General features: G+C 37.3%; 12 protein-coding genes. 7 read left to right on the plus strand and 5 right to left on the minus strand.

Annotated elements, in window-relative coordinates:
* Window positions 1-62: 62 nt before the first annotated feature.
* A complete protein-coding gene (locus BXY75_RS02760; RefSeq protein WP_121906167.1) occupies window positions 63-1,205 on the plus strand; it encodes a cystathionine gamma-synthase in 1,143 nt (380 codons plus the stop codon).
* Between the two features lie 82 nt (window positions 1,206-1,287).
* Here BXY75_RS02760 and BXY75_RS02765 read toward each other — a convergent pair whose 3' ends face one another.
* On the minus strand, window positions 1,288-2,088 hold the full coding sequence (locus BXY75_RS02765; RefSeq protein ID WP_121906168.1) for a THC0290_0291 family protein: 801 nt from the start codon (window positions 2,086-2,088) through the stop codon (window positions 1,288-1,290).
* Window positions 2,089-2,362: 274 nt separating this feature from the next.
* Here BXY75_RS02765 and gdhA point away from each other — a divergent pair, with 274 nt between their 5' ends.
* The 4 genes from gdhA to BXY75_RS02785 all read left to right on the plus strand — a co-directional run bounded on the left by gdhA (window position 2,363) and on the right by BXY75_RS02785 (window position 9,251).
* Window positions 2,363-3,706 carry an NADP-specific glutamate dehydrogenase gene (gene gdhA / locus BXY75_RS02770; protein WP_121906169.1) on the plus strand — a complete coding sequence of 448 codons (1,344 nt, stop codon included), beginning with the start codon at window positions 2,363-2,365 and terminating at the stop codon, window positions 3,704-3,706.
* 118 nt (window positions 3,707-3,824) lie between these two features.
* Window positions 3,825-6,116 carry a type IX secretion system anionic LPS delivery protein PorZ gene (gene porZ, locus BXY75_RS02775; protein ID WP_121906170.1) on the plus strand — a complete coding sequence of 764 codons (2,292 nt, stop codon included), beginning with the start codon at window positions 3,825-3,827 and terminating at the stop codon, window positions 6,114-6,116.
* On the plus strand, window positions 6,116-6,835 hold the full coding sequence (gene recO / locus BXY75_RS02780; RefSeq protein WP_121906171.1) for a DNA repair protein RecO: 720 nt from the start codon (window positions 6,116-6,118) through the stop codon (window positions 6,833-6,835). The genes porZ and recO overlap by 1 nt, the downstream gene beginning before the upstream one ends.
* Before the next feature lie 7 nt (window positions 6,836-6,842).
* The gene (locus BXY75_RS02785) at window positions 6,843-9,251 is read left to right on the plus strand and encodes a TonB-dependent receptor (RefSeq protein WP_121906172.1); all 2,409 of its coding nucleotides are present in this window, start codon (window positions 6,843-6,845) and stop codon (window positions 9,249-9,251) included.
* A 172-nt stretch (window positions 9,252-9,423) separates the two neighbouring features.
* On the opposite strand, the gene BXY75_RS02790 is transcribed toward BXY75_RS02785, so the two are convergent.
* Window positions 9,424-9,978, minus strand: a complete 555-nt coding sequence (locus BXY75_RS02790) for a ferritin (RefSeq protein ID WP_121906173.1) — start codon at window positions 9,976-9,978, stop codon at window positions 9,424-9,426.
* 384 nt (window positions 9,979-10,362) lie between these two features.
* On the opposite strand from BXY75_RS02790, the gene BXY75_RS02795 reads away from it, so the two are divergent.
* Together BXY75_RS02795 and recQ are read left to right on the plus strand one after the other, a co-directional pair.
* Entirely contained in the window at window positions 10,363-10,698 is a 336-nt protein-coding gene (locus BXY75_RS02795; protein ID WP_121906174.1) for a single-stranded DNA-binding protein, read from the plus strand.
* A gap of 72 nt (window positions 10,699-10,770) precedes the next feature.
* Window positions 10,771-12,879 carry a DNA helicase RecQ gene (gene recQ / locus BXY75_RS02800; protein ID WP_121906175.1) on the plus strand — a complete coding sequence of 703 codons (2,109 nt, stop codon included), beginning with the start codon at window positions 10,771-10,773 and terminating at the stop codon, window positions 12,877-12,879.
* Between the two features lie 88 nt (window positions 12,880-12,967).
* On the opposite strand, the gene BXY75_RS02805 is transcribed toward recQ, so the two are convergent.
* From BXY75_RS02805 to BXY75_RS02810, 3 genes are all read right to left on the minus strand, one after another.
* Window positions 12,968-13,510: a carboxymuconolactone decarboxylase family protein gene (locus tag BXY75_RS02805; RefSeq protein ID WP_121906176.1), complete on the minus strand. Its 543-nt coding sequence runs from the start codon at window positions 13,508-13,510 to the stop codon at window positions 12,968-12,970.
* 134 nt (window positions 13,511-13,644) lie between these two features.
* On the minus strand, window positions 13,645-13,806 hold the full coding sequence (locus BXY75_RS17080) for a hypothetical protein (protein WP_170152834.1): 162 nt from the start codon (window positions 13,804-13,806) through the stop codon (window positions 13,645-13,647).
* A 12-nt stretch (window positions 13,807-13,818) separates the two neighbouring features.
* Window positions 13,819-14,289: a hypothetical protein gene (locus BXY75_RS02810; protein ID WP_121906177.1), complete on the minus strand. Its 471-nt coding sequence runs from the start codon at window positions 14,287-14,289 to the stop codon at window positions 13,819-13,821.
* Between the last annotated feature and the right edge of the window lie 79 nt (window positions 14,290-14,368).

A 14,368-nucleotide genomic window follows, 5' to 3' on the forward strand; every position in this document is an offset into this window, starting at 1 on the left:
AAAATACTCAAGATTTAATAATATAAGTTGAAACAGTTACTTTTGTTGCTTTAAAATTATATATGAAATTTAACACCAAAACGATACATGGAGGACAACATGATGTCGACCCTGCTTATGGCTCGGTTATGCCTCCTATTTATCAAACAACTACCTACTCTCAAACTACACCCGGCGGCCACAAAGGCTTCGAGTATTCCCGAAGTGGTAATCCAACCAGAGCGGCCCTTGAACGTGCGTTTGCGAGCTTGGAAAATGGAGAATTCGGACTAGCTTTCGGAAGCGGTTTGGCTGCGATAGATGCAGTTGTGAAATTATTGAAACCTGGAGATGAAGTAATTTCTACCAATGATCTTTATGGCGGATCTTATCGTTTGTTTACTAAGATCTATGAGGATTTTGGCATCAAATTTCATTTTATTGGAATGGAAAATGCCGCAAACATAGAGAATTTTGTAAATGATAAAACCAAATTGATTTGGGCAGAAACGCCTACCAATCCAATGATGAATATCATCGATATAAAAGCAGCAGCAAAAATTGCTAAAAAACATAAATTGTTGCTTGCCGTAGACAATACCTTTGCTACACCGTATCTGCAACAACCTCTTGAGCTTGGAGCCGACATTGTAATGCACAGTGCCACCAAATACCTTGGAGGGCACAGTGATGTAGTAATGGGCGCATTAATTGTAAAAGATAAAGAGCTTGCAGATCGGTTGTATTTTATACAAAATGCAAGTGGTGCGGTTTGTGGACCACAAGACAGTTTTTTAATGCTTCGTGGTTTAAAAACCTTACATGTACGTATGCAACGTCACTGTGAGAATGGAAAGAAAATTGCTGAATACCTTGGCAGCCATCCAAAAATTGAAAAAGTATATTGGCCAGGGTTCGAAAATCATCCTAATCATGCCATTGCAAAGTCACAGATGAATGATTTTGGAGGAATGATATCATTCGTTACTAAGGGGAACAATTATAAAGATGCTATTCACATCGTTGAGAACTTGAAAATTTTCACCCTGGCAGAAAGCCTAGGTGGTGTTGAAAGTTTGGCAGGACACCCAGCTAGTATGACACATGCGAGTATTCCAAAAGAGGAGCGTGAAAAGATAGGTGTTGTAGATGCCTTGATACGTTTAAGTGTTGGAATTGAAGATGCAGATGATTTAATTGCCGATTTGAAACAGGCTATTGGATAACTGAATATCATAAAATAAAATAAAAAGCCCGATTTCATTTGAAATCGGGCTTTTTTGTATGTTATTTAAAATACTAGCTTTTTTAATCCAGATAATAGATATATCCAAGATTTAACCAGTAGATCCAGTCGTTTGCTTTGTTTTCAGGTACTGCAACTACTCCGTTGTTCTCTAGACTTGGATTTAAACCATCGACCCAATTTGAGAAGTAATATTCCCAACGGCTGTCGAGCATTAAATCACTAACAGGTGTTAACTTATATCGAACCCCAATACTCGTAACAAAACTCCAGGTATTGCCCGGTTCTTGTTGAAAAGAGTTTAAATATTTTGGTGGAGTTGTAAGCGGAGTATTAAGTTGTCCTAAATCTGAAGATATCTCAGGATCGTAGCTTACCCAGTGAAATCCAAGACTAATAAACGGCGCAACCTTATAGGCTCCAGCGGCATGGTCACGAATACTCATTGGAAAGAATTCAAGTTGAGATCCAATTTCAAAAACTGTCGTCGACCCATGCATAGCACGTAACTGATCTGCAGTAATTGATGTTTGAGAAGGATCTACAAATTCACCGAAATGCTCCAAGTTTGTTTTATGGTAGTCAATTTCGTTCCGTATTTTAAAGTGATCGTTAAAGAATTTATCTTTTGTGTAGCAATTACAATCTGCTCTATAAGAGAAATTAAGGTAATGGACTAGACCAATACCAAATCCAACGTTTCCGGAATTTGTTTCGAAATCATTTCGAACACCGAAATCGGAGTAAAAAGCAACAGGACCGGTAATGAGTCCTACTTCGTGAGAGAAGCCAAATTGGCTATATACTTCCTGATTAGAAACAGCAAAAAGTAAAAATACCAATAGCAAAGTTCTGGTATTCATTGTAAATTAGGTTTAGATTGAGACGGAACAAATATATAAAAACATATGAAATGGGGAAATTTAATGTTGATATTTCGCTTATTTATATAATTTTAGCAAACTTTTTTTTACATATAACTTATATTTGCCTTCTAAATTAACGAAAACAATTTCAATAAATTATTTGATTTTAAAGAAAGACTAGATTGAATTTTGAAATTTTTCTTATAGATCAAAGTAATACTCTAATTAAAATGGGTTGTGGCCCAAAAAATATTAAACCAAAAATAAACAGATGAAACAAAGCATTAAAGAGTTCATTGCCGGAGTTGAGAAAATGAATCCCAATGAACCGGAATTTCTTCAGGCGGTTACTGAGGTGGCCGAAACAGTAATTCCTTTCATTGAAAAAAATGAAAAATATCAGGGAAAGAAATTACTGGAACGAATGGTTGAGCCGGAACGCACCTTAATGTTTAGAGTACCATGGACCGATGAAAAAGGAGAAATTCAGGTGAATCGTGGTTACAGAATCGAATTTAACTCAGCTATCGGACCTTATAAAGGTGGATTGCGTTTTCACCCATCTGTGAATTTGAGCATCTTGAAATTTTTAGGATTCGAACAAACATTTAAAAATAGTTTAACTACGCTACCAATGGGAGGTGGAAAAGGAGGATCCGATTTCGACCCTAAAGGTAAAAGTGATGCTGAAGTAATGCGTTTTTGTCAAAGTTTTATGACCGAACTTTCAAGACATATAGGGCCAAATACAGATGTGCCTGCAGGTGATATAGGTGTTGGAGGACGAGAAATTGGATATATGTTTGGACAATACAAGCGTATTAGAAATGAGTTTACTGGTGTTCTTACCGGTAAAGGTATGTCTTACGGTGGATCCCTAATTCGTCCTGAGGCAACTGGTTATGGAAATGTTTATTTTGCAAAAAATATGCTTGCAACTCAGGGAGAGAGCTTTAAAGGAAAAACGGTAGTAATATCGGGATCTGGAAATGTGGCTCAATACGCTGCCGAAAAAGTAATTGAATTTGGCGGAAAAGTGGTGACCATGTCAGATTCTGATGGATTTATTCATGATGAAGATGGTATCAACGAAGAAAAGTTGGCATACATCATGGAATTAAAGAATGAAAAAAGAGATAGAATTAAAGCCTATGTTTCAAAATATCCTTCTGCTAAGTTTAAAGAAGGTAAACGACCTTGGGCTGTAAAATGTGATATTGCACTTCCATGTGCCACTCAGAACGAGTTAAACAAGGAAGAAGCAGCTACATTGGTGAAAAACGGATGTATCTGTGTAAGTGAAGGAGCAAATATGCCTACTACGCCAGACGCAATTGAAGTATTCCATAAAGCAAAAATTTTGTTTGCCCCAGGAAAAGCATCAAATGCCGGTGGAGTTTCGACTTCAGGGCTTGAAATGTCTCAGAATTCGTTACGGCTAAACTGGACAGCCACTGAGGTTGATGAGAAGTTACATACTATAATGAACGATATTCATGCAGCTTGTGTAAAATATGGAAAAGACGGTAATGGATATGTGGATTACGTTAAAGGTGCAAACGTAGCAGGTTTTGTAAAAGTGGCTGATGCAATGTTGGCTCAAGGGGTAGTATAACGTTGCCTTGTTTTTAATAATAAAAAAGGTTGTCTCAGTATTGACAACCTTTTTCATTTATAATTTGCAATAAATAATATTTTAGATTGTTATCTTTTCTGAAGGAACCTCAGACCATATGAAACATTTAGTAACTATTATTATGATTTTGACTGCCGCAACTTTTTTGCAGGCTCAAAATTTTGAAGATTTATGGACTGGGCATTTCTCTTATGTTTCGGTGAAAAGTATTTCTCAGGGAAATGATAAAATATATGTAGCTTCTGAAAATGCTATTTTTACTTATGACCTCTCAACTCAAGAGGTAAGCACCATATCTACAGTTAACGGTCTTTCGGGAGAGTTAATCTCTACAATTTATTACAGTGAAGCTAATTCGGTTTTAGTAATTGGATATGAAAATGGATTAATGGAAGTCGTGATCGATGATGAAGAGAATATTCTTACCGTTGTCGATATTTTTGATAAAGCTAATATTCCTCCAGATAGGAAAAACATCAACCATTTTAACGAGTATAACAACAATCTTTATATTTCTACCGAATATGGAATCTCTGTTTTCGATTTGGCGGCTCTCGAATTTGGGGACACTTATTTTATAGGGGATTTAGGAGGACAGATTGATATTTCACAAACAACCGTAGAGGAACCCTATATTTTCGCTTCGACTTCAAACAATGGAATAAAAAGAGCGTTGGTAGAAGATGACGATCTAATCGATTACCAAAGCTGGGAGCCTATTGTTCCTTCCGGGGGATTCACAGGAGTTCAGAATTTAAATGGGGAGTTGTATGTTGCAAATACCGTGAATCAAGTCGCCAGAATGACTATTGATGGAACGTTGAACAATGTTGAAAATTTTCCATCAAATATTGTTGAATTCAACTCAAACGGGATTTATTTAACAATTGCTACCGCCTCTACAATAAAAGCATTTACCGCTGGATATGTGCAAGTAGCTGCTGTAAACAACTTACCCGAATTCGATTATGAATTGCAATCGGGATTTGCTTTTAATCAGATGATGTATCTTGGAACTACAGAAAATGGGATACTTGCTGTTCCCTTCGGAACAAATACTGCAGAGCAAATACTTCCCGATGGTCCTTTGTTTAACAATTCGTTTGCCATTGATGCTTCTGCAGGTCAACTTTGGACTGCCTATGGTGATGTCGACGTTGGTTATGATCCGTCGCCACCAGTCTTTAAAGGAATAAGCAATTTAAGAGATGGAGCATGGAATAACATCACCTACAGCGAATTGTTTGCGGAAGTTGGTAGAATTAACGAATTGGTTTATGTAACCATTAACCCGCAAGCGCCCAATGAAGTCTACTTTTCTTCCTATTCGAATGGATTGCTGAAAGTTGATGGCCTTGATGTTTTCACCTTGTTTAATGAGAGTAATGGATTATCACTTCCATTTAATGCTGCTGCAGGGATTCGTATTTATGGTTCAGATTTCGACAGACAAGGGAACTTATGGTTTGTACAATCACTTTTGAAGGAAGGCTTAATAAAAATGAGCCCCGGCGGACAGTTTCAAATGATCGATCTTACTCCTATTATTATCAATGAAAGTGAACAAGCGTTGTCTGATGTTGCAGTTAGCAGAGAAGGGAATGTATTCTTCGGTTCGGGAGAAAGTGGATTGATGGGTTATAATCCAAATACTAATCGTTTTAACAGACTAGAAGATGGAGAAGGAAACGGTAATATTCCTTTAAACAGCGTTAGGGCCTTATCGTTTGATGCTCAAAACAGACTGTGGATTGGTACTGCTAGAGGGTTGCGTGTATTATTTAATGTAGGTGGCTTCTTTGAACCGGATGCAGAAATTGATGCCCAGCCGATTATTATTTTAGAAGACGGGGTGCCACAAGAGTTATTGTTCGAGCTATTTATCTCAGATATCGAAACAGATGGTTCCAATAATAAATGGATAGCGACCTCGACTTCAGGCGTATTTCAGGTTTCACCTAATGGACAAGAGACTTTAAATAGATTTACAAAGAGTAATTCACCGCTTCCGTCGGATGTGGTGTTGGATATTACGATCGATCCATTTACAGGGACTGTGTACTTTGCCACACTTAATGGTCTCGTTGCATTTAAAGGTACTGCTACAGCTCCAAGGGATAATTTAGATGAGGTTTATGCTTTTCCGAATCCGGTGCGTCCCGGTTTTGAAGGCAATGTTACAATAGATGGATTAACAGCAGATGCCAATGTGAAAATCACAGACATTACAGGGAATCTTGTTTTCGAGCAAACTTCGGAAGGTGGGAGCGTTCTATGGGATACCACTGCTTTTGGAAAATATAAAGTGGCTTCAGGGGTGTATCTGGTGCTAATTACTACTGATGATGCATTGGAAACAAAAGTTTCAAAAATCATGGTGATCAGATAATGTTAGTTTCGACCAACGCAATTGTATTTTCAAGTTTAAAGTATTCCGAAGCCGATTTAATTGTAAGTTGTTTTACGGAAACTGACGGAATTAAAAGTTATCTACTCCGCGGCATTCTGAAATCCAGAAAGGGAAAACTTAAAAGCTCTTTCTTCCAGCCGCTTACACAACTCGAACTTATAGCTTTCCATAAAAATAAAGGCACTCTCGAGAGTATTCGAGAGGCCAAAGTGATCAACCCTTACCAAAGTTTACATACAGATATTGTTAAAACAGGAATGGTGATGTTTCTTTCTGAAATGCTTAAGAATTGCATTAAAGAGGAAGAAAAAAACGAATTACTTTATGAATATCTGGAACATGCTTTTTATTGGTTGGACCAGCATGATGAAATAGCAAATTTTCATATTCTTTTTCTTCTGAAATTATCAAGTCATTTAGGCTTTTATCCGGATGCGTCAGACATTGAAACTGAGTATTTTAATCTTTTAGAAGGATGTTTTCAGAAAATTGAAACCAACAATTACTGTCAAAACGGAAGCACCATCCAGTTTTTTAAAAGATTCTTCGGCATAAATTTTGATGGTATCAGCAGCATAAAATTAACCAAAAAAGAACGATTAGAGGTGCTTAATTTGTTGCTGACGTATTATCAATTACATTTGCAAGGCTATAAAAAACCAAAGTCTCTTTTAGTCCTTAACCAACTATTTCAATAAAGTATCTATGCGCTTACTAATACTTCTTGCTGTTGTATTTTTTCTACATCTAACAGCCTTTGCACAACAAATTCAAGTGGTGGAAAATGAAAGTCAGACCCCAATAATGGGAGTGGCGGTTTTCAATGAATCTAAATCTAAAAGTGGAATAACAGATTTCGATGGAAATGTAGATATTACCGCGTTTTCAGATTCTGAAATTATTGTTTTTCAGCATATTTCTCATCAATCTTTAAGCCTTAAAAAGAGTGAAATTGTTTCAGAAAAAAACATTGTTCACTTACAATTAAGTGCTAGTAATCTTGATGAAGTAGTGCTTTCAGTAGCTAAATTTGGACAAAATAAGCGTGATATTCCACAGCAAGTAGCAAGTGTTACCAGTGAGGATGTGCTATTTAACAACCCTCAAACAGCAGCCGATCTTTTAGAATCCACCGGTAAGGTTTATATTCAAAAAAGTCAGATGGGCGGAGGAAGCCCAAATATTAGAGGGTTTTCTACTAATCGTTTGCTAATTACAGTCGATGGCGTTCGTTTTAACACGGCAATTTTCCGAAGCGGAAATGTACAAAATGTGATTTCTATCGATCCATTTTCAATCGAAAGAACCGAGGTAATTTTAGGACCTGGATCAGTAGTCTATGGAAGTGATGCTGTAGGTGGCGTTATGAATTTTTATACTAAGAAGCCAAAATTCTCACTAGTTGAAGGCAGCTCATTTTCGGGAAATGCAGTGGCGAGATATGCCTCTGCAAGTGAAGAAAAGACCGGTCATTTCGATTTTAATATTGGCACTAAAGAATGGGCTTTTCTAACAAGTGTGAGCTATACAGATTTTGGGGATTTACGTATGGGGAAAAACGGCCCGGATGATTATTTACGAAATGAATACGTAGAAACTATCAATGGAGAGGACGTCCAAGTTGAAAACGATAATCCGCTTATACAGGTTGCGACGGGCTATCATCAAATCAATGCTATGCAAAAAGTTCGATATATGCCTTCGGAAAAATGGGATTTCAATTTGGGGCTTTTTTATTCTACGACAGGAGATTATCCAAGATATGACAGATTAATTCGTAAAAGAGGTGATAATTTAAGATCTGCCGAATGGTACTACGGACCACAAGAATGGCTCGCTGGAAACTTGCAAGCGGTAAATAAAGCCTATAATGAAGGAATCTACGATGAAAGTCTTATCACGATTTCGTATCAACGGTTTAAGGAAGGCCGGAACGACAGGGATTTTGGTGAAACGACACTTTTTGAAACTGATGAAAAGGTAACCGGTTATAGCGGTGCCTGGGATTTTGAAAAAGATTTGAATTTTGGGAAACTACATTACGGCGTAGAATATGTTTATAATAAAGTGAATTCTGAAGGCAAGAAAACTGATATTACAACGGGTGCTTCGGAAGAGGATGCCTCCAGATATCCGGATGGGTCTACCTGGCAGTCGCTAGCGGCCTATAGTAGTTTGCTTTATAAGTTAGCTGAAAATTTATCTCTTCAAGGAGGTTTGCGATATAATCATATTTTGGTAGATGCTACTTTTGATAATAGGTTTTATGATTTCCCTTTTTCCGAAGCAAATATCAATACAGGCGCATTAACGGGAAGCTTAGGGCTTTCTTGGAATCCAAATAAAGTTCTTGGATGGCGAATGAACTTCGGAACCGCTTTTAGAGCACCAAATATTGACGATGTAGGAAAAATTTTCGATAGCGAACCGGGAAGTGTTGTGGTCCCAAATCCTGATTTAAAACCTGAATATGCAACCACAGGAGAAGTTGGTGCCACATTAAATTTTGATAATGTTTTAAAATTTGACGCTGCTGTTTATGTGACGCATTTAAAGGATGCTTTAGTGCGTCGCGATTTTGAAATTGAAGGAGAGACTGTAATTGACTATCAGGGAGAACCTAGTAATGTTCAGGCTATTCAAAATGCAGCGAGAGCAGAAGTATATGGTTTTGAAGTGGGAATGGAAGTGAATTTTACTAAACAACTCAAACTAACCAGTCAGTACAACATCACAGACGGATTTGAAGAAGACGACAACGGAGATCGCAACCCTGTGAGGAGTGCGGCACCTCAATTTGGTAACAGTCATTTGATATTTAAAGCTAAGAAGTTAAAACTTGATGCCTTTGTGGAATATAATGGTCAGTTTGATTTCGAAGACCTCGCGCCATCACAACAAAGCAATGATTATTTATACGCAGCAGATGAAAATGGAAACCCGTATTCACCAAATTGGCACACTTTAAATTTGGCTGCACAGTACAACATTACAGCTGCACTTCAAATCAATGCAACACTAGAGAACATTTCTGACCAGAGATATCGTCCTTATTCCAGTGGAATAGCTGCTCCTGGCCGAAACTTAATAGTTGCGGCTAATTATACGTTTTAGAAATAACGAATGGCAAAAAAGGGAAAAGCAAAGAATAGTAAGAATAAAGCAAAGCATTCCAAATTGATGGACCGCAAGCAAAACAAACTCCGAAAGGAGAAGGAGACGCGGGCCACCAAATTAAAAGAGATTATCCAAAAAGCTAATAATACCCAAGGGCAAGATTTATAATTTATTCAGGATTGTCAGAAGAAGCTTCACGAGCTAATGGGACAGAATCTTTGGCTTTACCTAGTGCTTTATCCAGTATGAATAATGATTCGTTAGATGCTTTTAGACCTCCGGCAATTTTAAGTTTGTCCAGTAAATCCATGATTAATTTCTCCTCTTCAATTTGTTCTTTCACGAACCATTGTGCAAAATTATAGGTTGCCCAGTCTTTTTCCTCATGTGCAAGATTAACAATGCCGTAAATGGCAGTGGTATTATCAACCTCGTGGTTGAATGTTTTTTCAAAACAATCCTGTAAGTTTTTAGGGTCTTTTGAAGGGGCAGCTATAGCAGAAATTTTTGGTCTTCCACCACGTTCCATGATATACTGCATTACTTTCATCATATGATTTCGCTCTTCCTGAGCATGTCTAAATAAGAAATTAGCAATACCACCGTAGCCTTCACTATCGGCCCATGAGCCATACGATAAATAGACTTGTGAAGCTTCGGCTTCTTTGGTGATTTGCTTGTTTAAAATGTCTTCGATCTTTTTTGAAAGTCGGTTGGTATTCATAGTAGTCTTTTTTCTTTTAAGTAATAAAGTTACGACAACTAAGGGTGATTCTTAGTTAAAGAGTTGTTAGTGTTTGTAAAAGTGGGGTTAAAGTTTAAGGGTGCAGAAAACGATGAATATTTTGGTAAACAATTGATTTACATTTAATTGTGTAAAAATGATGAACAATTCCAAACACTTACAAGCGTTTGTAAACGACTATAAACGAAAGTAAGTGACTAACAACCAACTATTATTTTGAATGGTTTATATGTTTGTACCATTGAATCGTCGCTCTTAGGTTGTAGTGTACAGATAACTCTCAAGTTGCGATTCAGTTCGATAGATCTGCAGGACGAATCTGTAGATAATACTTAACTGTTTAATTATTAAAATTTAGAAATTATGAGCACACTTAGAAACAAAGTACAGTTGATTGGAAACTTAGGAAATGACCCGGAAATCGTAACATTAGAATCCGGAAAGAAATTGGCGAAATTTAGTATCGCTACCAACGAATCTTATAAAAATAAAGAGGGCGAGCGGGTAACCGATACACAATGGCATAATGTAGTTGCCTGGGGTAAAACCGCCGACATCGTAGAAAGCTATGTTACCAAAGGAAAAGAAATTGCTGTGGAAGGAAAATTAACCTCCAGAAGCTATGACGATAAGGATGGAAACAAGCGATATATCACCGAGGTAGTTTGCAATGAACTGCTGCTTTTAGGTAGTAAATAAGCAAAGAGAAATAGCATCGGAATTTAATGATTCCGGTGCTATTTTATTTTATGATTCTCTATTTTTACCGCCATGTTACAAACGACCTCAATCAAGGATGTATTAAAAAACTATTTTGGTTACGACAGTTTTCGTCCTAATCAGGAAGCAGTGATCTCAAACCTGTTGAGTGGTAAGGATTCTCTTGCAATTATGCCCACGGGCGGAGGAAAATCATTGTGTTTTCAGCTACCCGCTATTTATTTAGAAGGAACAGCGATTGTCATTTCCCCTTTGATTGCATTAATGAAGGATCAGGTAGATGCATTGCATACTAACGGGGTTAGCGCCGCATTTTTTAATAGCAGTCAGCCCGAACACGAGCAACAAAAAGTACTAAAAGATTTAGAAAACGGCGAATTGGATCTCTTCTATGTGGCTCCGGAAAGCCTATTTTTATTGGAAAATGTATTAGGAACGATAAAGATCAACCTCTTCGCCATTGATGAAGCACATTGTATTTCTTCATGGGGTCATGATTTTAGACCCGCCTACACCCGCCTAGGAACTCTCAAGAAACAGTTCCCGGATGTTCCCGTGATTGCCTTAACGGCCACAGCCGATAAAGCCACGCAAACAGATATTTTAAATCAGTTATCTATTCCCAAAGCCAAACGGTTTATTTCTTCCTTCGACCGTGCAAATTTATATTTAGACGTAAGAGCAGGGCAGAATAGAATAAAGCAGATTCTTGGGTTTTTGAAAAACAGAGCTTCCGAAAGTGGAATAGTTTATTGTTTAAGTAGAAAAAGCACCGAGAAGCTAGCAGACAAATTGAATGCTTCCGGTTTTGAGGCAAAAGCCTATCATGCCGGACTCTCTTCCGAAGAGCGAAATAACATTCAGGATGATTTTGTAAATGATCGCGTTCCGGTAATTGTTGCTACGATTGCCTTCGGAATGGGGATTGATAAAAGCAATGTTCGTTGGGTTATACATTATAATATGCCCAAGAATATTGAAGGATATTATCAGGAAATCGGTCGCGGCGGAAGGGATGGCTTAGCTGCACATGCGTTATTGTTTTACAGTTATGCAGATGTTATTCAGCTTCGGAAGTTTGCCGAAGGTACCGCGACTCAGGAGGTGCAATTGGCAAAACTGGAACGGATGCAGCAGTTTTCTGAAGCTTTGAGTTGTCGAAGGAAAGCGCTTTTAAATTATTTCGGTGAGTACATTTATGAAGATTGTGCGAATTGTGATATCTGCAAATCTCCTCCTCAGTATTTTGATGGCACCTTATTAGCCCAAAAGGTATGTTCGGTAATCACGCGATTAAAAGAACAGGAATCCATTGGGATGGTGATTGATGTATTAAGAGGCGCAAAAAATGCTACTGTTTTTAACAAAGGTTATCAGAATATCAAAACATATGGGGCTATTACGGATGTTTCATGGATTGATTTGCAACAATATGTCATTCAACTTTTGAATCAAGGCGTTTTGGAGATCTGGTTTCATGAGAACGGTAGATTACTTCTCACTCCTATGGCGAAAAGGATACTTTTTGAAGGCCACAAAGTACAATTGGCACATCTTGGTGAAAAACAAAAGCAGGAAGTTACAGCCGCTCCAACCGAAACTTCTACAAGTAATTTATTCGATAAATTAAAGTTGCTTCGTTCGGTGTTAGCTAAAGATCTGGGGGTTCCGGCTTATGTGGTTTTTAGTGATGCCAGTTTGAAGGATATGGAGGCGAAATTACCTCAAACAGAAGAGGATTTTTCGGAAATACTAGGAGTAGGAAGGGCTAAGTTAGAAAAATATGCAGCCTCTTTTCTGAAAGTGATTGCACAACATCAATCATTTCCGCAGAAAAAGAAAAAATCTAGAAAAAGAAAAGGGTCCAAAACCGAGACTCATATAGAAAGTTTCGAATTGTTTCAACAAGGACTTTCGGTTCAGGAAATTTCAGAGACTAGAGGATTAAAGGAAAACACCATCTATAGTCACTTAATTAAAGTCCATGAACTGGGAAGTGAAATCGACTTGCATCAGTTAATTCCTTCAGAAGAAATAGAAAAAATTCAAAAAGCGAGATTTGAATTAGAGAATCCGGCTGGATTGCGTTCTTACTATGAGTTTTTTGAAGAGAAGGTTCCTTATTGGAAAATTAAATTGGCATTTGCTTTAATAGATTAGAGTCCGGTAATACAACAAAAAACTATGAACCCAAGATGTTATTCTCTAAGGGTCCATAGTTTAATGACCAATCAACTTGCATTTTTACTTAAGCAACTGCTTCCGTTTCCAGTACGGGTGCTTGTGGAAAATCAATAGGAATTTGTGTGGTGTTGTTGATGTAATTTGAAATCGTTTTATCTCCAACCAGGGAAATAGTATCGATTAAATTTTCTTTCGAAAAACCTGCTGCGAAAAAATTATCTAGAATTTTTGCATCCGTATTTCCCCTGTTTTCAGTGATATTTCTTGCCAATGCAGCCAACGCATTAAATTTAGGATCGAAAGAGGATTTCCCGGCACGCAGCTCTAGAATTTCGTCCTCCGAAAATTTGTTCATTTTGGCAATAGCGGTATGTGCTGACAGGCAATAGAGGCAATCGTTTACTTGGCTAACGGCTAAATTAACAACTTCTTTTTCTCTCGAAGAAAGCGACGTTTTCGCATTGCTAAAATTAAGATAGTTTTCTAAGGCGTTGTCGCTATGGGCGTATGTGGCAAACAAGTTGGGGACGAAGCCGAGTTTAGATTGCAGCGAATCGAAAATTGCCTGATTATTTGTACTTACTTGGTCTCTTGTTGGAATATTCATTGTTTTCGTTTGTTTGAGTTCCGATTTAAATCGGAGCTGATTATTATTATATTTAAAGTCAAAGGTGTAACATAAAGCAGGTCAATTCAATGCATGTATTTCCTTACTTAATGTCAATTTTTCTTTAATTCAATTTAGTTTTGATTTATAAAAGGTCTCTCGGCATCGCAGTAATAGTCATGCAGACTGCTTTTTTCACAATGAGCTAAAGGATTAAATTTTTTGATTGCCTTTCCAGCTCCTTGTCGGAAAATTTCGATAAGATTAAAAAGAGAGATAATGTGTCCAGTGTTCATAATGATTGATTTTTAGAGTGAAAATTCGGTGGCTATATCGTGAAGTTTCCCGTGAAGGGAATTTTTTCTTGAAATTTCATAAAGCTTATTGTTGGTGCTCTCCTGCTCAAGATAAGTTTCGATTTGCGGAAGACGTTTTACTATAAAATTGGTGAAAGAAGTAACACTTTCACTTCTATTTGCAGCTTTTCGAATCATTTTTAAGTATTCCGATTTTTCTATAGAGTAATAGCTGTCTTCATAAAAAAACACTAAAACCTCTTCTGCTTTTTCAGCTTTCTTTATTTGATAACTAAATCTAAAATCTCTCAACGAAATTAGTTCAGTATTATATGCTGTAAGCAAACTTGATTTGATGTCCTGCTTTTTCACAACTGTTAAATACACAGGGGCCAAAGAGTCCTGATATTCCTGTGCTGACGTATGGAATGAAGCTGTTAAGACTAAAGTGATTACGATTAGGGTTTTAAATAGTGTTTTCATGAGTTTGTATTTTTTCTGAAATGATATCAGAATTAAACTTTAATTGAACACTACAAAGATGCGATGAATTGAGAGGTGA

Origin of the sequence: Ulvibacter antarcticus (genome assembly GCF_003688405.1) — a bacterium.
Taxonomy (GTDB): domain Bacteria; phylum Bacteroidota; class Bacteroidia; order Flavobacteriales; family Flavobacteriaceae; genus Ulvibacter; species Ulvibacter antarcticus.